This window comes from Streptomyces sp. NPDC051041 (assembly GCF_044456065.1).
GTDB lineage: Bacteria > Actinomycetota > Actinomycetes > Streptomycetales > Streptomycetaceae > Streptomyces > Streptomyces glaucus.
Genome location: NZ_JBITFM010000001.1, coordinates 449,460 through 469,193 on the forward strand (window position 1 = coordinate 449,460; position 19,734 = coordinate 469,193).

The following is a 19,734-nucleotide window of genomic DNA, read 5'->3' on the forward strand; positions in this document are numbered from 1 at the left end:
TTTTTTTTTTGTTGTTTTGTTTTTGGTGGTTGGGTGTGTCACTTGGTCTCGTTTCCTTCTTCCCGGGGGGGGGGGGGGCCCGGGGGCGCCCCCCCCCCCCCACGACCGGACGGGCCGGCGCCGTGCCGTACGGCGCCCGCACACCTCACGGGGCCGGCAGCAGTACCGCCGGCAGCGGCGTGGCGGCCGGCAGCGCCGGGAGCGTCACGGCCGGCAGCAAAGGCACCGATGTCGGGGCCGACGCGCTGGGCGACTCCTCCGGTTCGGGCAGGAGCAGCTCCGAGAGGTCGGCGCCGTCCAGCGCCTCGAGGAGGTCGTCCAGCTCGGTCAGCAGGTCGTCGACCGACGAGATCACCTCGTCGACGTCGTCGGTGCCGGTGTCGTCGGTGTCGGTGTCAATGTCGGTGTCGGTGTCGGCAGCGTCATCGGTGTCGTCGGTGTCGTCGGTGTCGGTGACGTCCTCGGCGGTGGCCGCGTCCAGAAGGCCTTCGAGGGCTTCCTGGACGGCCTTCAGCACGTCCTCCAGCTCATCGTCCGGGGCGATGGCGCGCCGCTCGGACTCCTCGGGCCGGGCGAGAGCCGGCGGCAGCGCGCCCGTCGCCGGGGCCGACGCCGTCGGCGCGGCCGAGCGCGCCCGGGCCTTGGCGACCGCGTCGGCCAGGGCGGCCCGTGCGGCGGCTCCCAGTTCCTCGGCCTCGCGGGGCGACAGCCGGCCGCCGTCCTCCTCGAGCACGGCGGTCAGCAGGTCGGCGACCGGGGCGAGACCGCTTCGGTCGAGTTCTGCGGCCACCGCCGGACGCGCGTCCGCGCCGGGGAGCCGGGTGCCGGCCGACGCCGCACGGCCGTGCTCCCGGGCCGAGTCGGCCGCCATGGCGGCGGGGCCGGTGATCCCGACCAGGAGGGCGGCGCACAACGCGCTGGACGCGATGCGCCGGGCGGGCAGAGCACGCATGGGGATTCCTTTCGGCGGGCGTTGGGTCTGAACCCACCGTGAAAGCACCCGCGGGCCCCCGCAACCGCTCATAGGCCCTTCGTGACGCCCCCGCTTCCCCCGGCCGCCGCGTCCGGCCGGCCGGACGGCGCGTCAGGCGGGCCGGAGGCAGTGGCCGTTGAGGAGGACGGCGGCGGTCACCCGTCGCGGCGGGCCGCCGGGAGAGCGCCGGCGCCGGCGCCGGGCCGAACGACCGCATCGTTCGGCGGTGTCCGTACCGCCGAACGCGTGAAGCCGGGGAGGGAATCGGTTTCACCGATCCGACACACTTTCCACGTTTCGTCGAGTTTGTCCTTTTGGTGGCTAGAGTTGCGGACCTCCCATCCCTTCGCCAGGCGGACACCGCGCGCGTGCGCCGCCCTCCGCCACCCCGAACCGTTTCCGAAAGGGCACCGACGGTCATGTGCCATTCCCTGGGTCCGCTGCTGCACCGCGCAACCGTGGGCGTCCTCGCCCTCGCCGCGATGTGGACGCCCGTCGGCGCACCGGCCGCCGCGGCGGCCGCGCCCCCCGCGCCGGAGGCGGACGCCCTCGCGTTCACCCAGCGGTACCACGCGCTGCAGCACGGCGGCATCGTGCGCGCGGCCAACGCGTCCATCAGCTGCCGCACGGCCCCCCAGGCGCCGGACCCCGGGCGGGACACGGCGTCCGCGTGCCCGGCCGCGCGGGCGGGCGGAGCCGGCGCGAACGGTGATTTCGACATGTTCTACACCGATGTCGACCACGACCCGAACACCTACAACTCCTCCCGCGCGGAGGTCCGCCTGCCCGCCGGCGCGCGGGTGACGTACGCGCGCCTGTACTGGGGCGGCAACCTGCGCGTGGGCGAGCAGAAGCCGCCGGAGGACAACGGGCGGGTCCTGATCGCCGAACCCGGCGGGGAGTACAAGGAACTGCTCGCGGACACGGTCGTCGGACACCGCGTGGCGGACGGCGCGGACGCCTTCCAGGCCTCGGCGGACGTCACGTCGCTGGTGCGGGACAGCGGGCCGGGCCTGTACACCGTGGCGCAGGTCAACGTGGCCATGGGCAGGTCGGCGGCCGGTGCGTGGGGCGGCTGGACGCTGGTGGTGGCGTACGAGAACCCGGCGGAGCCGCTGCGGCACCTCGCGCTCTGGGACGGCTTCGCCCCGCTGAGGTCCGGCGGGGACCAGGAGGTCCGGCTCGACGGCGCGGGCTTCCCCGCGGGCGCGGGCGGCCGCGCGGGCCTGGTGGCGTACAACGGCGACCGCGGCACCGCCGGCGACTCGCTCACCCTGACGTCCGGGTCCGCCTCCACCGCGCTCGCCGACTCCGCCAACCCCCGCGACGACGTGCTGAACTCCACCATCAGCGACCCCGGGGCCGACCCGGTGCGGGTGCCCGCGTACGCCAACACCCTGGGCTACGACTCCGACGTGTTCGACCTCGGGGGCGGGCTGCCGCACGCCGGGGACCGGCTGGCCCTCCGGCTCCGGTCCTCGCGGGACGCGGCGTGGGCCGGCGTGCTCTTCGTGGCCGCCGACGCCCGGCGCTGAACCCGTTGCCCACCGCCCCGAGCATCTCCGTGAGCGAGGAGACCGCACCCGTGCACGCGTCGTCCGCCTCTTTTCGGCCCCGGGTCCTGCACGTCACCCAGCCGGTCGACGGCGGGGTCGCGCGTGTCGTGACGGACCTGGTCCGGGCGCAGCTGGCGGACGGCCTGGACGTCACGGTGGCCTGCCCCGGCGGCGCGTTCGCCGACGGGGTGCGGGCGCTCGGCGCGGCGGTGCGGCACTGGCCCGCGACGCGGTCGCCGGGTTCCTCCCTGGCCCGGGAGGTGCGGTGCCTGGCGCGCGTGGCCGGCGAGGTGCGCCCCGACCTGGTGCACGCGCACAGCGCGAAGGCCGGACTCGCCGGGCGGCTCGCGGTGCGCGGGCGGATCCCGACGGTCTTCCAGCCGCACGCCTGGTCGTTCGAGGCGGTCGGCGGGGGCACCGCCGCCCTGGCGCTGCGGTGGGAGCGATGGGGCGCGCGGTGGGCCGGGCGGGTGGTGTGCGTGAGCGAGGCCGAGCGCGCGACCGGCGTGCGCGCCGGGATCGCCGCCCGCTGGGCCGTCGTCCCCAACGGCATCGACCCCGAGCGCTTCCGCCCGGCCGCCGCCGGCACCGCGCGGGCCGGGCTCGCGCCGCTCGCCGGCCTCGACCCGGCGGCGCCGCTCGCGGTCTGCGTGGGCCGGCTGTGCCGGCAGAAGGGACAGGACGTCCTGCTGCGGGCGTGGGAGGCGGTCGTGCGCCGGGTGCCCGGCGCCCGCCTGGTGCTGGTCGGCGACGGACCGGACCGCGACCGGCTGCGCGCGGACGCCCCCGGGTCCGTGCTGTTCGCGGGCGCCGTCCCCGACGCCACCGCGTGGTACCAGGCCGCCGACCTCGTCGTCCTGCCGTCCCGCTGGGAGGGCATGGCGCTGGCCCCGCTGGAGGCGATGGCCTGCGGGCGGGCCGTGGTGGTCACGGACGTCGACGGCGCCCGCGAGAGCCTGCCGCCCGCCCTCGCCGCCCGGTGCCTGGTCCCGCCGGAGCAGCCGGCCCGGCTGGCCGCGGCCGTCGCCGAGTTGCTGCTCGACCCGCCGCTGCGCGAATCGCTCGGCGACCGGGGCCGCCGGCACGTGCTGTCCGCCCACGACGTGCGGCACACCGCCGAGCGGATCGCGGACGTCTACCGCGACCTGCTCGACGCGCCGCCCGCCGGCCGGAGCCCGCGCCCGCCCCGGGCGGGGGTCCCCCCGCTCGGGCGGGGCCGGGAGCGGAGAAGCGCCGAGGCCCGCGGCGCCGGACCCGGCCGGCCGCTCGACGCGGGCCGGGGCGCCCGGGCACACCCGGCACCCCAGCACGCCGAGTCCGAGCACAGGGAGTCCATCCACCCGTGAGTGCCGAACGTACCGTCCCCTCCCCCGGCGTACAGCCGTGGGGCCGCGGATCCTCCTCCGTCTCGGTCATGCCGCCGCGCGGCGCCGCCGCCGGTCCCCGCCTCCCCGCCCCGCGGCGCCCGGCCCGGCCGGCCTCGCCGCTGCCGTTGCTCGTCGCGGACGGCGTCGCCGCCGTGGCGGGCACGCCGGCGCTGACCGAGGCCCAGCGCCAGCCGCTGCTCGTCACCCTGCTGATCGCCGTGTCGCTGCTGCTGCGCCCGCGCGGGGCCCGGCCGCCGGTGCCGGGGCTGCTGGACGAACTGCCCGCCGTGTGGAGCCGCGTCGCGGTCGCCTGGCTGGTGCTCGCGGTGGTGTGGGCGGCCTGCCGGCCGGAGCACGCGCTGTCCGCCGGCACCGTGCTGGCGGGGCTCGCCCTGCAGGCGTCGGCGGCCTGCGCGCTGCGCGGGGCCGTGCACGGGCGGCGGCGCGCGGCGCTGCTGCGCCGTCCGCACACCGCGCTCGTCGTCGGCCCGGCGGCGACCGCGCAGCGCGTGGCCGCCGCCGTGCTGCGCCACCCGCGGTGCGGGGTGCGGCCGGTGGGGGTCGTCGCCGGGCAGCCGGACGGCGCCGAGGGCCTGCCGGTGCTGACGACCGGCGCGGAGGTCGAGCGCGCGGTCATCCAGAACGGGGTGCGGGCGGTGCTGACCGTGCACCCCTCCGTCCGCGCCGACCAGGGGCCGCTGCTGCGGGCGCTGGCCGAGTCGGGCTGCGCGGTCTGGGAGGTCGACGCCGACGCCCCGTCGTACGCGGCGCGGGAGCGGCTGGCCGGTTTCGCCTGCCGGCGGCTGGAGCTGTGCCCGCGGCGCCGGGGCGGCGCGGGCAAGCGGCTGCTCGACGTCCTCGTGTCGGGCACGCTGTTGCTGCTGCTGAGTCCGCTGATCCTGGCGTGCGCGCTGGTGCTGCGGATCAGCGACGGGCCGGGCGTGGTGTTCCGGCAGGAGCGCATCGGCCGGGACGGGCGGCCGTTCACGCTGCTGAAGTTCCGCACCCACCGCCCGGCCGACGAGCACGAGTCGGCGACCCGGTGGAGCGTGGCGAACGAGAACGAGATGCGCTGGTTCTGCCGCATGCTGCGGCGCACCTCGCTGGACGAGCTGCTCCAGCTGTGGAACGTGCTCCGGGGCGACATGAGCCTGGTCGGGCCGCGGCCCGAACGCCCCTACTTCGTGGCGCAGTTCAGCCAGGCCTACCCCGGCTACGCGGACCGCCACCGGATGCGGACCGGTGTCACCGGCCTCGCCCAGGTCCACGGGCTGCGCGGCGACACCTCGATCGAGGACCGCTGCCGGTTCGACAACGCCTACATCGACGACTGGTCGCTGTGGCAGGACGTGTGCATCCTGCTGCGCACCGCGGCCACGCTGGTGCGTCCGACGGGGAGCTGACCGACGTGAGCCACGTCCTGACCCCGCTCTCGCGCCGGGCCGCCGCCGCGGCGCCGGTCCTGCCCCTGGTGGCCGTGCCCGCCGTGCTGGCCCTGCCGCCGGCGTCGGACGGCGCGGGGCCCGCCGACGTGGTCTCGGGGCTGGCGGTGGGGTACTGCGTGCTCCTCGCCCTGCGCGAGCGGCGGCGGCCGCTCGCGCCCGCCGCGGCGGTGGTGCTGGGCCTGCCGGTCGTGGGGCTGGCGCTCGCCGCCATGGGGGCGTCCTCGTCCCAGACCGGGCTGACCGGCCTGGGACGCTATCTGCAGGTCTTCGTGCTCGTCCCGGCGGCGGTGCTGCTGCTGGTCCGCCACCGGGCCGACTTCCGGCTGCTGGCCTGGTCGTTCGTCGGGCTCGGGCTGTGGCAGGGGGCCGTCGGCGTGCACCAGTACGTCACCCGGACCGGCGCCTCCTACCAGGGGGAGAACATCCGGGCGGTCGGCACCTTCGGGCCGCACGACGTGATGGGCATGGCGACGGCGGTCTCCCTCGGCCTGATGTGCGCGGCCGGGATCGCGCTGGGCCCGGCGTCCGTACGGCAGCGGACGCTGGCCGCCGGGTGCGCCGTGGCCCTGCTGCCGCCGCTCGCGCTCTCCTTCAGCCGGGGCGCCTGGATCGCGACCGCCGTGGCGGGCGCCGTGCAGCTGGTGCTGGCCGGGCCGCGGCGCGCGCTGAGGGCGGCCGCCGCCGCGGCCGCCGCCGGCGTGGTCCTGGTGGGCGGGTTCGGCGTGGGCACGGACTCGCTGCAGCAGCGCGTCGACAGCATCGCGCGGGTCGCCGACGCCCCCGACCAGTCCGTCGTCGACCGGTACGCCCTGTGGGGGGCCGCCGCCGGCATCTGGCGCGAGCATCCGCTGACCGGCGTCGGGCTGAAGGGCTTCCCCGAGCACCGGGACGGGCACGCCACCCTGGCGCTGTCGTCGGGCAGCGACATCGACGGCGCGGGGGTGCCGTACCAGAGGCAGGCGCTGCTGTCGCCGCACAACATGTACCTGCTGGTGCTGAGCGAGCAGGGCCTGGTCGGGCTGCTCGCGCTCGCCGGGAGCTGGCTGGCGCTGCTGGTGCGCGGGGTGCGGCGGCTGGTGCGCGGCCGCCGCCGCGCCCGCGGTCCGGGGCCGGACTGCGGGCTCGTCGCCTGCGGGCTGCTGGTCTGGCTGCTGACCGACTTCGGGTACGGGGACATCGGCGGCTCCTCGACCGTGCTGACCGCCGTGGCCCTGGGGCTCGTGGCGTGGTGGGCGCTGGCCGGCGACGCGCGGGCGGACGGGGAGCGGGCCGGGGCGCGCGGGCGCGTCGGGGAGGTCCCGGCGCGATGACGGTGGTGCCCCCACGATCCTCCGGTCCCGGCACGGACGGCACGGCGACCGTCCCCGCGGCACGGACCGCCGTCACCGCCGGGGCCGGCGCCGACCCGGCCCCCGCCTCCGGGCGGTTCCTCGCCCGGGCGGCGCTGGTGACGGCGGCGCTGTCCGTCGCCGGCTCCCTGCTCGGCCTGGTGCGCGACCAGGCGCTGGCGCGGCTGTTCGGGGCCGGGAGCGACACGGACGCCTTCCTGGTCGCGTGGACCGTGCCGGAGCTGGCCGCCACCCTGCTCATCGAGGACGGGCTGTCGATCGCGCTGATCCCGGCGTTCAGCATGGCGCTGGCCCGCCGCGCCCGGGGCGCCGCGGGCGACCCGGTGCGCGCCCTGGTCGCCGCCACGCTGCCCCGGCTGTGCCTCGCCTTCGCCGCGGTGGCCGCGCTGGTCGCCGGCACGGCCCCCTACCTGGTCCGGGTCCTCGCGCCCGGCCTGCCCGACCCCGGCCTGGCCGCCGACTGCACCCGGATCACGGCGACCTGCGTGCTGGCCTTCGGGCTCGCCGGGTACTGCAGCGCCGCCCTGCGGGCGCACCGCCGCTTCGTGGCGCCCGCCGCGATCTACGTCGCCTACAACACCGGCATCATCACCGCGATGTTCCTGTTCGGCGAGCGCTGGGGCGTGCGCTCCGCCGCGGCCGGGGTCGCGGCGGGCGGCTGCCTGATGGTGGCGGTGCAGCTGCCGTCGCTGTGGCGGCAGCTGAGAGCGCGTACGCCGGCCCCGGGCGAGGCCGGCCCCGATGCCGGGGAGCGGCCGATGCGGCCGGCCCTGGTCGCCGCCGTGCTGCTGTTCGCGCTGTGCCGCCAGTCGCAGGTCCTCGTCGAACGCTTCCTCGCCTCCGACCTGCCCGCCGGGGCCATCTCGCACCTGAACTACGCGCAGAAGGTCGCCCAGATCCCGATGACGCTGTCGCTGATGCTGTGCACCGTCACCTTCCCCGTGGTGGCGCGGGCGCTCGCGGACGGCGACACCGAACGGGCGCGCAGCCGGGTGGAGCGGGATCTGGCGCTGGCCTCCGGCGTGGTGCTGCTGGGCATGTGCGCGGTGATCGCCTGCGCCCCGCAGATGATCGAACTGCTCTTCCAGCGGGGCGCGTTCACCGCGGGCGACACCGCGGCGACGGCGGACGTCATGCGCGTGTACGCGCTCGGGCTGCTGGGCCAGACCCTGGTGGGCGCCCTGGTCCGCTCGTACTTCTCGGCGGGCCGGCCCAGCTGGTACCCCGTCGGCGTGATGGCCGCGGGCGTCGCGGTGACGTGCGTGCTCGGCGCCGTGACCGCGGGCGCCTGGGGCGTGGCGGGGATCGCCGCCGCCAACGCCCTCGGCATCACCGTCACGGCCGCCCTGCTGCTCACCGGCCTGCGCACCACGCGGCGCACCGGCCCCCGCGGCGTCTCGGTCCGTGTCCGGCCGGTGCTGGCCGAACTGGCCAAGCCCGGGTGCGCGGCGGTCGCCGCCACCCTCGCCGGGGCGTTCGCCGCCGGCCGGTTCACCTCCCCGGCGGCGGGGCTCGCGGCCGGCTGCCTGACCGTGACCGCCGTGTTCGTCCCGCTCGCCCGGGCCCTGGGCGCCCAGGGCTCCGCATCCGCTGCGCGCTCCGTACGCGCCGTCACGAGAAGGCTCGCCCATGGCTGCTTCCGTCGGTCCCGTTGACTCCGCCCCCGCCGGCGGGCTCCCCGCCCCCCGCCCGGGCCCGGTCCCGTGGGTGGCGATGTACCACTCGGTGGGCGACTGCTCGGACGACCCGTACCGCATCACGGTCACGCCCGAGCGGCTCGGCCGGCAGCTGGCCTGGCTGCGCCGGCGCGGACTGCGCGGCGTGTCCGTGGCCGAGCTGCTCGCCGCCCGCGCCCGGGGCGCGGGGCGGGACCTGGTCGGGCTCACCTTCGACGACGGGTACGCCGACTTCGTCACCGCCGCCCTGCCGCTGCTGCGCCGCTGGGAGTGCACCGCCACCCTCTTCGTGCTGCCCGGACGGCTCGGCGGCGACAACGCCTGGGACCCGCTCGGCCCGCGCAAGCCGCTGCTGGACGCGGACGGCGTCCGGCGGGCGGCCGCCGAGGGCGTGGAGATCGGCTCCCACGGGCTCACCCACGTCGACCTCGCCGAGGCGGACGACCTCACCCTGAAGGCCGAGGTCGTCGAGAGCCGCGCCCGGCTCGCGGAGCTGACCGGCGCCCCGGTGGACGGCTTCTGCTACCCGTACGGCACGGTCGACGCCCGCGCCGTCACGGCCGTGCGGGAGGCCGGGTACGCCTACGCCTGCGCCATCGACCCCGGCCCGCTGACCGGCCCGCACGCCCTGCCGCGGGTGCACGTCGGGCAGCACGACACGGCCTGGCGGCTGTACCTGAAGCACCGGCTGCACCGGCTGCGGCGGCGCCCGGTGGAGGGCCTGTGAGATGAGGGCCCTGCACATCATCACCGGTCTCGGCGTCGGCGGGGCCGAGCAGCAGCTGCGCCTGCTGCTGCGTCACCTGCCCGTCGACTGCGACGTCGTGACGCTCACCAACCCCGGTGCGGTCGCCGAGGGGCTGGCCGCCGACGGGGTGCGCGTCACGCACCTGGGCATGGGCGGCAACCGCGACCTGGCCGCGCTGCCCCGCCTGGTCCGGCTGATCCGCGCCGGCGGCTACGACCTGGTGCACACCCACCTGTACCGGGCCTGCGTCTACGGCCGGCTCGCCGCGCGGGCCGCCGGAGTCCGCGCGGTCGTCGCCACCGAGCACTCCCTGGGCGAGTCGCAGATGGAGGGCCGCAGGCTGACGGCGGGGGTGCGGGCGCTGTACCTCGCCAGCGAGCGGCTCGGCCGGACGACGGTCGCCGTCTCCCCGGCGGTGGCCGGCCGCCTCGAACGCTGGGGCGTGCCCGCGCCCCGCATCGAGGTCGTCCCGAACGGCATCGACCTGGACCGCTTCCGCTTCGACCCGGAGCGGCGCGAGCGCACCCGCCGGCGCCTCGGGCTGCCCGGGGACGCGTACGTCGTCGGCGGCGTCGGGCGGCTCGCCCCGGGCAAGCGGTTCGACGTCCTGGTCCGCGCGCTCGCCCGGCTCCCGGACGACCACTGGCTGCTGCTGGTGGGCGGCGGCCCCGAGGAGCACGTCCTGCGCCGCACCGCCCACGAGGCCGGTGTGGCCGGCCGCGTCCTGTTCACCGGCGAGCGCCCCTACGTCCCCGACGGCTCCCCGGGCCCCGACCTGCCCGCGCTCGTCTGCGCGATGGACCTGCTGGCGTCCCCGTCCGCGGAGGAGGCGTTCGGCCTGGCGGCCGTGGAGGCGCTGGCGTCCGGCCTGCCCGTGCTCTACGCCTCCTGCCCGGCGATCGAGGACCTGCCGCCGTCGGCCGTCACCGGGGCCCGGCGCGTGCGCGGCGGCCCGGAGGCGTACGCCCGTGCGATCGCCGGGGTCCGCGCGGCGGGTCCGGGGCCGCGCACGGCGCCGGAGGCCGCGCACCGCTACAGCATCACCCGCAGCGCGGCCCGCCTCATGGACGTGTACGCGGCAGCGGTCCGCAGTTCGTCGTCGTCCCTCTCACCTCTGGGAGTCAGTCCCTCATGATCGACACTCCGCCCCGTCGGCGCCGCCTGTCCCTGGACCGCGTCAGGGGGCTGCCGCCCTGGTCCGTGCTCGCGGCCTGCGTCTTCGCCGGGGGCCTGCTCGGCGGCGCGTACGGCGTGCTCACCCCTCCGGCGTACACGGCCACCAGCTACGTCGTCGCCGTGCCGACCGAGCGGTCCACCCCGGACGCCGCCCTCGGTTTCGCGCAGGCGTACGGCCGGGTCGCCACGCAGCTCGCGGTGCTCGGGGACGCGCAGGCGTGGGCGGGCGTGCCGGTGCGGACCCTGCAGCGCAGCGTGCGCACGGCGACCTCGCCGGACGCGCCGATGGTCGCCGTCTCGGCCACCTCCGAGCATCCCGGCCTCGCCGTCGACATGGCCAACGCCGTCTCCCGGGCGCTGACCCGGCACGCGGACGACAGCCGGAGCAGCACCCGGGTCCGGCTGGTGCAGTTCTCGCGGGCGGTCGAGCCGAGCGAGCCGGCGTCCGCGTCGTCGGGGGTGACCACGCTGGTGGGCGCGAGCGCGGGCGGGCTGCTGGGCGGGCTGGCCCTGCTGGCGCGGCCGCGCGGGGCCGGCCGGGACGACGATCCCGTCCCCACCGCCTCGGTGCCCGGCCCGGCGGCCGCCGCCGACGCGCGGGGGCAGCGGTGACGCCGGCGGACCCGGCCGGGCCCGCTCCCGCGGGGCGCGGCGCCCGCGCCGAGCCGGCCCCGGACCGGAAGCGGCCGTGCGGGCGGCGCCGCCCGGTGGTGACGGCGGGTCCCGGCACGGACCGGCCGCCGCCGGCCGGATCGCTAGCGGTCACGCGACCACCAGTCGAAGCGGAGGCAGAGCTTCCCGCCGAGCCAGTGCTCCACCCAGCTGCCCAGGTCCAGCGGCGTGCAGCCCTTCGGGGGCGGCGGCACGGCGGGCGCGGTGGGCTCGGGTGCGGGTGTGGGTGTGGGCGTGGGTGCCGGGGCCGGGGTCGCCTCGCCGGTGCCGCCGGCGAGGAAGGACCGGTAGAGCTCGGCCGACCGCGGGTTGTCGGCGCACCGCCACACACCGTGCGGGCAGTAGTCGGTCAGCGTGTGGTAGAGCGGCCGGTGCTCGGCGATCCACGCGAGCATGCGCCGCATGTACTCGGGGTTGTCGCCGTTGCGGAAGAGCCCCCACTCGGGATACGAGACGGCCTTGCCGTGGGCCTTCGCGAACTCCACGTGCGCCCGCAGCCCGTAGGGCTCGTCCACCTGCCGGTCGAACGGCATTCCGGCCGGCTGGTCGTAGGAGTCCATGCCGATGATGTCGACCGTGTCGTCCCCCGGATAGCACTCCGTCCAGGGGACGGCGTCCCTGCCGCGGCTCGGCGCGAAATCGAACCGGAACCTCTGCCCCGGCACCGACCGCATGGTGGTGACGACCCTGTTCCAGTACGTCTTCCAGGCCTGCGGGTCCGGCCCGCAGCGATGGGTGTACGTGGTGCCGTTCATCTCCCAGCCGAGCACGAGGACCGTGTCCGGCACCCCCAGGCCGACCAGCCGCTCGGCGAGGGCGCGGAAGTGGTGGTCGAACTCCCCGGCCGCGCCCTGCCGCAGCAGCCGCCGGACCTCGTCGTCGGAGACGCCCTCCTCGTTGCGCTCCTGCAGGGGGACGTTGAGGACGAGCATCCGGTCGGGGTCCTGGTTGCGCCAGTGCGCCCACGCGTCGAGGAAGCCGGGGGCGCCCTCGATGTCGCGCCAGCGGTGGCCGGGCAGGTAGGTGTGGCCGACGCGGAGCTCGGCGCCGCCCAGCCAGTGGCTGAACAGCGGCATGCGGGCCACGCCGCGGGCGTCGGAGCCGAGGAAGGCGCCGAAGGCCGGGGGCCGCTCGCCCCCTGCCGGGGTGGTCGCCGGGGCCGGGACCGGTGCCGGGGCGCGGGCGTCGTCGGCCGGTACCACCCCCACTCCGGCCCGGGGACCGGACGCCAGGGCGGCCGACGCGGCGACCACCACCGCGCCCGCGGCCAGCCGGCCGGCCCGGACCCGCTTGTGGTGTGGAGCCATGCCTGCACCTCTCCTCTCTCGTCCGGCCCTCAGCCCTCGTCCTTCTGCTGACCAGCCGTCACAGGAAGTCAGACACAGGGGAACCGGCGGCGCCACCGCCGTTGGGGCTTTCGAGTGCCGCGCCCGCCCGTGCGGGTGAGCCGATCCCGAGGAAACCCACCAGGAAGGAACCGACCCGAAGGAAGCCGGCCCGGCGGAAGCCGATCCGCGGGAAGCCGGCCAGGAGAGGCGAATCGAAGGAAGCCGGTCCGCCGGAAACAGGTCCGCCGGAAACAGGTCCGGTGAATTCGCCCAGGAGAAAGAGAGAATCGTGTCGTTCCTCGACACCCGCGTCCCCGCCGTACTGCTGCGGATCGATCAGAATCCCTTCCACCACGGCACGCTGGGCGCCGTGCGCTCGCTCGGCCGGGCCGGAGTGGAGGTGCACGTCGTCGCCGACGCGGTGAGAAGTCCGGTCCACCGGTCGCGTTACGTGCACCGGATGCACCCGCCGCCGCTGCCGGGAGCGTCCCCCGACGACGTCCTCGCCGTGCTGCGCCGCGTGGCCGGCCTGATCGCGCGCCCCGCCGTCCTGGTCCCGATGGACGACGCCGGCGCCGTCGCCGTGGCCCGCCTGCGGGACGCGCTGACGCCCTCCTACCTGCTGCCGGCGATGCCGCCCGCGCTGCCCGAGCGCGTCGCGGACAAGGCGGAACTGGCCGCCGTGTGCGCGTCCGCGGACGTCCCGCACCCGCTGACGCTGGTCCCGGACAGCGCGGCGGAGGCCGCCGCCGCCGCGCGGCGGCTCGGGCTGCCGCTGGTGGCGAAGTGGAGCCGGCCCTGGCTGCTGCCGGCCGGCAGCGGGCTGCGCAGCACGGTGCCGGTGCGCTCCGAGCAGCAGGCCCGGGAGCTGTACCTGCGCACCGGGGAGGCGGGCAGCCGGCTGCTGCTGCAGGCGTACCTGCCGCCGGGGCCGGACCGGGACTGGTTCTTCCACGGCTACGCCGACCACGCGGGCACCGTGCGGGCGGGCGGCCCGGGCCGCAAGCAGCTGGCCTGGCCGCGCGGGGCGGGGCTGACCGCGGTGGGCCGCTGGACGCCCAACCCGCAGGTGCGGGCGGCGGCCGAGCGGCTCGTCGACGCGCTGGGCTACCGCGGCGTCCTCGACCTGGACTTCCGCCGCTGCGGCACCACGGGCCGCTATCACCTGCTCGACTTCAACCCGCGCCCCGGCGCCCAGTTCCGGCTCTTCGCGGACGGCGCGGGCCTGGACGTCGTACGGGCCCTGCACCTGGACCTGACGGGCCGCCCGCTGCCGGCCGGCGCCCCGGTGCCGGGGCGGACGTTCGTGGTGGAGAACTACGCGCCGCTCGCCGCGCTGCGCACGGCGCCGGCCGGACGCGAACTGGCTTGGTACGCCCGGGACGACCGCGGCCCCGGATGGGCGATGTGGGCCCAGTGGTGCCGCCATGTGTCCCGCCGGCTGCGCGAGCGGATCGGCGCGGGCACGGCGGCGCCGGTGCCGGCCCCCCGGGCGGCCTCGCCCTCCCTTACCGACGACGAGAAAGCGAGCAGTTGACGATGTACGACCTTCTGGTGGTGGGCGCAGGCCCGTACGGCCTGTCGATCGCGTCCCACGCCGCGGCCGCCGGGCTGAACCTCCGGGTGTTCGGCCGGCCCATGGCGTCCTGGCGGGACAACATGCCCCGCGGCATGTTCCTCAAGTCGGAGCCGTGGGCGTCCAACCTCTCCGATCCGGCCGGGCGCTGGCGCCTGGACGCGTACTGCGCGGAGCACGGCCTGACGGCGCGTCACGCGCAGCCGATCCCGGTGGAGGAGTTCGCGGCGTACGGCCTGTGGTTCGCGCGGCACGCCGTGCCGGAGGTGGACGAGCGCACGGTGACCCGGGTGGCGCCCGGCCCCGGCGGCTTCACGGCTCTCACCGAGGACGGGGAGGAGCTGCACGCGCGGACGGTGGCGCTGGCGGTCGGGGTGATGCCGTTCGTCGAGGTGCCGCAGGCCCTGCGCGGACTGCACCCCGCCCTGGTGACGCACAGCAGCCACCACAGCGACCTCGACCGGTTCCGCGGCCGGGACGTCACGGTGGTCGGCGGCGGCCAGGCGGCTCTGGAGACCGCGGCGCTGCTCGCCGAGCAGGGCACCCGCGTGCGGGTGCTGGCGCGGGCGGAGCGGCTGGTGTGGAACGACGTGCCGCCGCCCTGGGAGCGCCCCTGGTGGCAGTCGGTCCGCTCCCCGCACAGCGGTCTCGGCCCCGGCTGGCGGAACTGGTTCTACGCCGAGCGCCCCGGCCTGTTCCGGCGGCTGCCGGAACAGGCCCGGGCCCGCATCGCGACGACGGCGCTGGGGCCGGCGGGCGCCTGGTGGGTGCGGGACCGGGTGGAGGGCGTGGTGGAGCTGCTGCCGGGCCACGAGGTCGCCGCGGCCTGCGCGGTGCCGGACGGGGTGCGGCTGGAGACGGTGGACCGCGGGGGCGCCCTGCGCACTCTGGAGACCGAGCACGTCATCGCCGCCACCGGGTTCCGGCCGCGCTGCGACCGGCTCGGCCTGCTCGACGGCGGGCTGCGCGGGACGCTGGCGGCGCTGCCCGACGGCTCTCCGGCGGTCGGGCGGGACTTCGAGTCCTCCCACCCGGGCCTGTTCCTGGCGGGGCTGGTGACCGCCTCCGGTTTCGGCCCGGCCATGCGTTTCGTCCACGGCGCGACCTTCACGGCGGCGACCCTCGTCCGCGGGGTGCGCCGCCGGCTCGGGGCGCTCCCCGCGGGCCGGGCGGTCACCGCCGGCCGGGCGGTCCCCGCGCCGGGCGGCAGCAGCCGCAGCGGGTCGCCGTCGCCGGTGCGCGGCTGACCGGGCGCCGCCCGGGGAGGGGGCGGGTGCCGGGCGCGTCACGTCCGGCACCCGGAAGCGGCTACCGGTGGGAGGCGGCGCGGCTGCGGCGGTAGAGCACCACACCGCCCGTGATCAGCGCGGCGCCGGCGGCCGAGGCCGTCAGGAGTTCCGCGCTGCCGGTCTTGGCCAGCTGGGGCGCGGCGGGCTGCCGCGCGCTGACGGTCGTGATCGTGGGCGGCGTCTGGGCGGTCCGCGTGGGGGGAGGCGTGTGCCGCGGCGTCTTGCCTTCCGGCTCGGGGGACGGGGTGCCGGTGGCCGGCGGCGTGCTCGGCGCCGGCGTCTCGTCCTCGTCTCCGTAGCCGTAGCCGTCGTCGCCATACGAGGACTCGGAGGAGTCGTCCTCCGCCCCGTACGAGGCGTTGCCGCAGTGGTTGTCGACCGCGCGGCTGATGGCCGCGGCCGCGCCGACGCTGTTGCCGCACACGTTCACCGGCACGGAGACGGGCACCTGCACGCTGTTCCCGGACAGCGCACCGGAGGATTCCTGGGCGACCGCGGTCGCTTCCGTGTCGGCGAGGGCGGGGCTGCCGGTCAGGGACAGAATGCCCGTGGCGGCGGCCGCCGCGAACACTCCCCTGCTCAGGGTCTGTCGCAATGTGGTTGTCTTCCTGCTTGGCGAAGTGGGAAAGCCGGCCCTGGAACGGAGATCGACGTCCAGGGCCGGCCATGACACAGCCGGAAGGCTGGTGCGTTGGGCGGTCAGTCGTTACATGAACTCGCTGCCGATCGCCGGGTTCAGCACGGTGATGAAATTGGCCCGGCCACCGCACCCGTGGGTCGCACTGTGCGCGGGGACCCGGCTGACGTTCGCCCTGCTTCGGGCAGGTGCGTCTGCTTCATCAACCCGGCGCACGGGAATTGGTTGCGCGGGTTCACCCGATCGGCCCGCACCGCGCCGCGAGGGGGGAGTCCCCGGAATTCACCGGGCCGGGCCGGTTCCGCCGGCGGGGCGCCGGGGGCGCCGCGCGGTCACGACACCACGTCCTTGCGGGCGAAACCGCGGAAGGCCAGGGCGAACAGCACGAGCGCGTAGGTGACCGACAGGGACGTGCCCTGGATCATGTCGGTCCACTCCGGCCGCGGCCGGACGGCGTCGAGCCAGGCGTACTGCCAGTGCGCGGGCAGGACGCTGCGCCAGTCGCCGAGGGCGGTCACCTCGTCGAGGACGCTGCCGATGATGGTCAGGCCCACCGCGCCGCCGACCGCGCCGAGCGGGGCGTCCGTCCGGGTGGACAGCCAGAACGCCAGGGCGGCGGTGACCAGCTGGGACACGAAGAGGTACGCGGTGACGACCAGCAGGCGCCATACGGCGGTGCCGGTGGGCAGGGTGCCGCCGGTGGGCAGCTGCAGCGGGCCCGGGCCGTAGGCCGCCGTGCCGACGGCGTAGGCGACGAGCGGCAGCAGCACGATCGCCGCCAGGCTGAGGACGAGCCCGACGACGAGCTTGGACCACAGCAGGCGGGCCCGCGGCACGGGCGCCGCGAGCAGGTAGCGCAGGGACGACCAGCTCGCCTCCGAGGCGACGGTGTCCCCGCAGAACAGCGCGACGGGGACGACGAGCAGGAAGCCCGCGGCGGCGAAGAGGTTGACGGCGGCGAAGTTCGCCCCGGACACCGTGGCGGTGTCCATGAGGTTGACCCGGTCGTTGCCGCCGCCCGGTTCGCCGCCGACCTGGAAGGCGACGAGCAGGACGAACGGCAGGGCGAACAGGATGCCGCCCATGACGAGGGTGCGCCGCCGCTTCAGCTGCCGGACCAGTTCGACCCCGACGGGCAGCGTACGGCCCGCGCGGTAGCCGTCGGCCGCCTCGGCGCGGTCGGCCAGCGTGCTCATGCGGGGTCTCCGATCAGGGTGAGGAAGGCGTCTTCGAGGCGGCGGTGGGGGCCCACCGATTCCACGGGCACGTCCAGCCGCACGAGGTCGGCGATCAGCCGCCGCGCGCTGCCGCCGGTGTCGAGCCGGACCACCAGGCCGTCGTCGGCGCGTACCGCCGAGGCCACGCCCGGCAGTGCGGCGATCTTCTCGACGACCGGCGCGTCCACCGGCCGGGCCGTGCCGACCAGCAGCGTGTCGCCGGAGCCGACGATCTCCCGGACCGGGCCCGCCTGGACGAGGCGGCCGTGGTCCATCACCACCAGGTGGGTGCAGGTCTGCTCGACCTCCGCCAGGAGGTGGCTGGAGACGATCACCGTGCGGCCGGCCGCCGCGTAGCGGATCATCACCTCGCGCATCTCGCGGATCTGGGGCGGGTCGAGGCCGTTGGTCGGCTCGTCGAGGATGAGCAGGTCGGGCAGGCCGAGCATGGCCTGGGCGATGGCCAGGCGCTGGCGCATGCCCTGCGAGTAGGTGCGGACCGCGCGGGCGAGGGCGTCGCCGAGGCCGGCGATCTCCAGGGCCTCGTCGAGGCGGGCGTCCTCGGGCGGGCGGCCGGTGGCCCGCCAGTACAGTTCCAGGTTCTCGCGTCCGGACAGGTGCGGGAGGAAGCCCGCGCCCTCGACGAAGGCGCCGACGCGGGAGAGCACCGGGGCGCCGGGCACGATCGCGTGGCCGAAGACGCGGATCTCGCCGCCGTCCGGTGCGATCAGGCCCATCAGCATGCGCAGGGTGGTCGTCTTCCCGGCGCCGTTCGGGCCGAGCAGGCCGAGCACCTGGCCCTTCTCCACGCGGAAGGACAGGTCCCGCACGGCGTACCGGTCGCTGGACTTCGCGTACCGCTTGGTCAGGCCGGTGATCTGCAGCGGGACGTCGGCCAGCGCGGGGTCGGGGGCGGGCGCCGCGGTGCGGCGGCGGGCGGTCAGCAGCAGGGCCAGCGCGGCGGCCGCGCCGGCGAGCGGGGCCCACCACACCCAGGCGGGCAGGGAGGCCGCCGGCTTCTCCGGGCCGAGGGCCGCCGGCACCGCCAGGTCGCCCCTGACGGAGACCGTGTACGTGGCGGGGGCCGTCGGGGAGGCGTAGCCGAGGTCGGTGGAGGACAGGACCAGCCGCAGGCGGTGGCCGGCCTCGACCCGGTGGTCGACGGCGGGCAGGGTGACCGTGACGTCCTTGCCGGCCTTCGCGCCCGTCACCCGCAGGGGCTCGACCAGCTGGGCGGGCAGCACCGGCCGGGTGCCGTCCGGGCCGACGTCGTACACCTTGGCGAAGAGCACGGCGTCGTCGCTCGTGGACCGCACGTGGACGGTCACCCTGGGCGAGCCGGTGATCTGGAGGTCGTCCTCCAGGGGGGCCGAGTCGAACGCGGCGAACTGGCCCGGGAAGTCCAGGGAGACGCCGACGCCGAGCGAGGACAGCTGGGACAGGCCGGCCGAGGAGCCGAGGCCGGGCAGGGCGGAGACGGCGGGCGGGCTGGCGCCGGCCGGGTTGGCGAAGCTCTGCTCGCGGCCGGTGAGGGCGACGGGGCGCAGGGCGCCCGCCAGGCCGGGGTAGGTGTCGGCGCCCGTGCCGCCGAGGCGGGGCTCGCCGTCGCCGGTGCCGGTGCCCAGGGTGCGGGTGACGCGGAAGGCGGGGCCGGTGCCGGCCGTCTCGTCGTCCTTCAGGTAGCGGTCGAACCAGGCCGCGACGCGGGACCGGACGCGGCCGCTCTCCAGGTCGCCGCCGTCGTGTCCGCCCGCGATCCAGTCGACGGCGACGGGGGCGCCGTTGGCGCGGATCGCGCGCGCGGCGGCGTCGGCCTGGCCGAGCGGGAAGAGGGAGTCGGTCTGGCCCTGCACCAGCAGGGTCGGCACCTCGATGCGGTCGCCGACGGCCGCCGGGGAGCGCTCCTGGAGCAGGGCGCGGGCCTGCGCGTCCGGCGCGCCGGACGCGGCCACCCGCTCGTACATCCGGCACAGCAGCGGCTCGAACCGCTCGCAGCCGCCGCCGGAGTTGACGAGGATCCCGGCCCACAGCTTCTTGAAGACGCCGTTCGGGAACAGGGCGTCCGCGAGGTTCCAGTAGGTGATCGCCGGGGCGATGGCGTCCACCCGGTCGTCGTGCCCGGCCGCCAGCAGCGCGATCGCGCCGCCGTAGGAGGCGCCCGCCACGCCCACCCGCGGGTCGCCGGACCGGTCGAGTTCGACCTGCGGCTGCCGCGCCAGCCAGTCGATCAGCCTGGAGACGTCGGCGACCTCGCCGTCGGGGTCGTTCAGCCCGATCCGCCCGGTCGACTTCCCGAAGCCGCGCGCCGACCAGGTCAGCACCGCGTAGCCGTCCTCGGCGAGGTGCTCCGCCTGCTGCCGTACGTCGTCCTTGCTGCCGCCGAAGCCGTGCGCCAGCAGGACGGCCGGGCGGCGGCCGGCCGGGCCGGCGGTGAAGTACGAGGTGTCCAGGCGCACCCCGTCGCCCACGGCCACGACCCGGTCGGTGCGGTGCACCGCGGGCGCCTCGTCGGAGGCGGTGGCCGTCCACGTGCCGAAACCGGCGAGGACGGCCACCGCGGCCCCGGCGGCCAGCAGGCGCCGGGGCCCCCGCAGCCGTCCGGACAGCCGTCCGGGCAGTCGAAGATCCATGCGTCAACGGTACGGGGTGAACCTGTCGGGAAGGTGTCGGCCGGGGGCCGGACCCCGGATCCTCCCGCGGGCGTACCGGCTCCTGCCGCGTACCG

Annotated in this window: 15 protein-coding genes; 10 read left to right on the forward strand and 5 right to left on the reverse strand. The window is 76.9% G+C overall.

Annotated features, from left to right (window positions below; genetic code table 11):
* Positions 1–145: 145 nt before the first annotated feature.
* Positions 146–952, reverse strand: coding sequence for a hypothetical protein (locus ACIBAI_RS01965; RefSeq protein WP_399030465.1), 807 nt, complete (start codon positions 950–952; stop codon positions 146–148).
* A gap of 440 nt (positions 953–1,392) precedes the next feature.
* On the opposite strand from ACIBAI_RS01965, the gene ACIBAI_RS01970 reads away from it, so the two are divergent.
* From ACIBAI_RS01970 to ACIBAI_RS02005, 8 genes are read left to right on the forward strand one after another with little or no spacing between them, the layout of a single operon-like run.
* Positions 1,393–2,508 carry a DUF3344 domain-containing protein gene (locus ACIBAI_RS01970; RefSeq protein ID WP_399030466.1) on the forward strand — a complete coding sequence of 372 codons (1,116 nt, stop codon included), beginning with the start codon at positions 1,393–1,395 and terminating at the stop codon, positions 2,506–2,508.
* A gap of 50 nt (positions 2,509–2,558) precedes the next feature.
* Entirely contained in the window at positions 2,559–3,875 is a 1,317-nt protein-coding gene (locus ACIBAI_RS01975; protein WP_399030467.1) for a glycosyltransferase, read from the forward strand.
* Positions 3,872–5,299 (forward strand): exopolysaccharide biosynthesis polyprenyl glycosylphosphotransferase, encoded by a 1,428-nt coding sequence (locus ACIBAI_RS01980; RefSeq protein ID WP_399030468.1) that lies wholly within the window; start codon positions 3,872–3,874, stop codon positions 5,297–5,299. Before ACIBAI_RS01975 ends, ACIBAI_RS01980 begins: the two co-directional genes overlap by 4 nt.
* A 5-nt stretch (positions 5,300–5,304) precedes the next feature.
* Positions 5,305–6,651, forward strand: a complete 1,347-nt coding sequence (locus ACIBAI_RS01985) for an O-antigen ligase family protein (protein ID WP_399030469.1) — start codon at positions 5,305–5,307, stop codon at positions 6,649–6,651.
* Positions 6,648–8,345: a murein biosynthesis integral membrane protein MurJ gene (murJ, locus tag ACIBAI_RS01990; protein WP_399030470.1), complete on the forward strand. Its 1,698-nt coding sequence runs from the start codon at positions 6,648–6,650 to the stop codon at positions 8,343–8,345. The genes ACIBAI_RS01985 and murJ overlap by 4 nt, the downstream gene beginning before the upstream one ends.
* Complete coding sequence (locus tag ACIBAI_RS01995; RefSeq protein ID WP_399030471.1) at positions 8,320–9,093, forward strand: polysaccharide deacetylase family protein; 774 nt, start codon at positions 8,320–8,322, stop codon at positions 9,091–9,093. Before murJ ends, ACIBAI_RS01995 begins: the two co-directional genes overlap by 26 nt.
* 1 nt (position 9,094) lies before the next feature.
* Complete coding sequence (locus ACIBAI_RS02000; protein WP_399030472.1) at positions 9,095–10,249, forward strand: glycosyltransferase; 1,155 nt, start codon at positions 9,095–9,097, stop codon at positions 10,247–10,249.
* On the forward strand, positions 10,246–10,902 hold the full coding sequence (locus ACIBAI_RS02005) for a lipopolysaccharide biosynthesis protein (RefSeq protein WP_399030473.1): 657 nt from the start codon (positions 10,246–10,248) through the stop codon (positions 10,900–10,902). Before ACIBAI_RS02000 ends, ACIBAI_RS02005 begins: the two co-directional genes overlap by 4 nt.
* A gap of 143 nt (positions 10,903–11,045) precedes the next feature.
* Here ACIBAI_RS02005 and ACIBAI_RS02010 read toward each other — a convergent pair whose 3' ends face one another.
* A complete protein-coding gene (locus tag ACIBAI_RS02010; RefSeq protein ID WP_399030474.1) occupies positions 11,046–12,269 on the reverse strand; it encodes a glycoside hydrolase family 26 protein in 1,224 nt (407 codons plus the stop codon).
* Positions 12,270–12,579: 310 nt separating this feature from the next.
* Here ACIBAI_RS02010 and ACIBAI_RS02015 point away from each other — a divergent pair, with 310 nt between their 5' ends.
* Together ACIBAI_RS02015 and ACIBAI_RS02020 are read left to right on the forward strand one after the other, a co-directional pair.
* Positions 12,580–13,827, forward strand: a complete 1,248-nt coding sequence (locus ACIBAI_RS02015; protein ID WP_399030475.1) for an ATP-grasp domain-containing protein — start codon at positions 12,580–12,582, stop codon at positions 13,825–13,827.
* 2 nt (positions 13,828–13,829) lie between these two features.
* Positions 13,830–15,113, forward strand: a complete 1,284-nt coding sequence (locus tag ACIBAI_RS02020) for an NAD(P)-binding domain-containing protein (protein ID WP_399030477.1) — start codon at positions 13,830–13,832, stop codon at positions 15,111–15,113.
* Positions 15,114–15,174: 61 nt separating this feature from the next.
* Here ACIBAI_RS02020 and ACIBAI_RS02025 read toward each other — a convergent pair whose 3' ends face one another.
* The 3 genes from ACIBAI_RS02025 to ACIBAI_RS02035 all read right to left on the reverse strand — a co-directional run bounded on the left by ACIBAI_RS02025 (position 15,175) and on the right by ACIBAI_RS02035 (position 19,639).
* The gene (locus ACIBAI_RS02025) at positions 15,175–15,750 is read right to left on the reverse strand and encodes a chaplin family protein (RefSeq protein WP_399030478.1); all 576 of its coding nucleotides are present in this window, start codon (positions 15,748–15,750) and stop codon (positions 15,175–15,177) included.
* Positions 15,751–16,124: 374 nt separating this feature from the next.
* Positions 16,125–16,988: an ABC transporter permease gene (locus tag ACIBAI_RS02030; RefSeq protein ID WP_399030480.1), complete on the reverse strand. Its 864-nt coding sequence runs from the start codon at positions 16,986–16,988 to the stop codon at positions 16,125–16,127.
* A complete protein-coding gene (locus ACIBAI_RS02035) occupies positions 16,985–19,639 on the reverse strand; it encodes an alpha/beta fold hydrolase (protein WP_399030481.1) in 2,655 nt (884 codons plus the stop codon). The genes ACIBAI_RS02030 and ACIBAI_RS02035 overlap by 4 nt, the downstream gene beginning before the upstream one ends.
* Positions 19,640–19,734: the final 95 nt, after the last annotated feature.

Excerpts from the sequence above, each read along its gene's own strand:
- ACIBAI_RS01965 (WP_399030465.1), bottom strand. The coding sequence starts at position 952 with ATGCGTGCTCTGCCCGCCCGGCGCATCGCGTCCAGCGCGTTGTGCGCC.
- ACIBAI_RS01970 (WP_399030466.1), top strand. The coding sequence starts at position 1,393 with ATGTGCCATTCCCTGGGTCCGCTGCTGCACCGCGCAACCGTGGGCGTC.
- murJ (WP_399030470.1), top strand. The coding sequence starts at position 6,648 with ATGACGGTGGTGCCCCCACGATCCTCCGGTCCCGGCACGGACGGCACG.
- ACIBAI_RS01995 (WP_399030471.1), top strand. The coding sequence starts at position 8,320 with ATGGCTGCTTCCGTCGGTCCCGTTGACTCCGCCCCCGCCGGCGGGCTC.
- ACIBAI_RS02000 (WP_399030472.1), top strand. The coding sequence starts at position 9,095 with ATGAGGGCCCTGCACATCATCACCGGTCTCGGCGTCGGCGGGGCCGAG.
- ACIBAI_RS02005 (WP_399030473.1), top strand. The coding sequence starts at position 10,246 with ATGATCGACACTCCGCCCCGTCGGCGCCGCCTGTCCCTGGACCGCGTC.
- ACIBAI_RS02010 (WP_399030474.1), bottom strand. The coding sequence starts at position 12,269 with ATGGCTCCACACCACAAGCGGGTCCGGGCCGGCCGGCTGGCCGCGGGC.
- ACIBAI_RS02020 (WP_399030477.1), top strand. The coding sequence starts at position 13,830 with ATGTACGACCTTCTGGTGGTGGGCGCAGGCCCGTACGGCCTGTCGATC.
- ACIBAI_RS02030 (WP_399030480.1), bottom strand. The coding sequence starts at position 16,988 with ATGAGCACGCTGGCCGACCGCGCCGAGGCGGCCGACGGCTACCGCGCG.
- ACIBAI_RS02035 (WP_399030481.1), bottom strand. The coding sequence starts at position 19,639 with ATGGATCTTCGACTGCCCGGACGGCTGTCCGGACGGCTGCGGGGGCCC.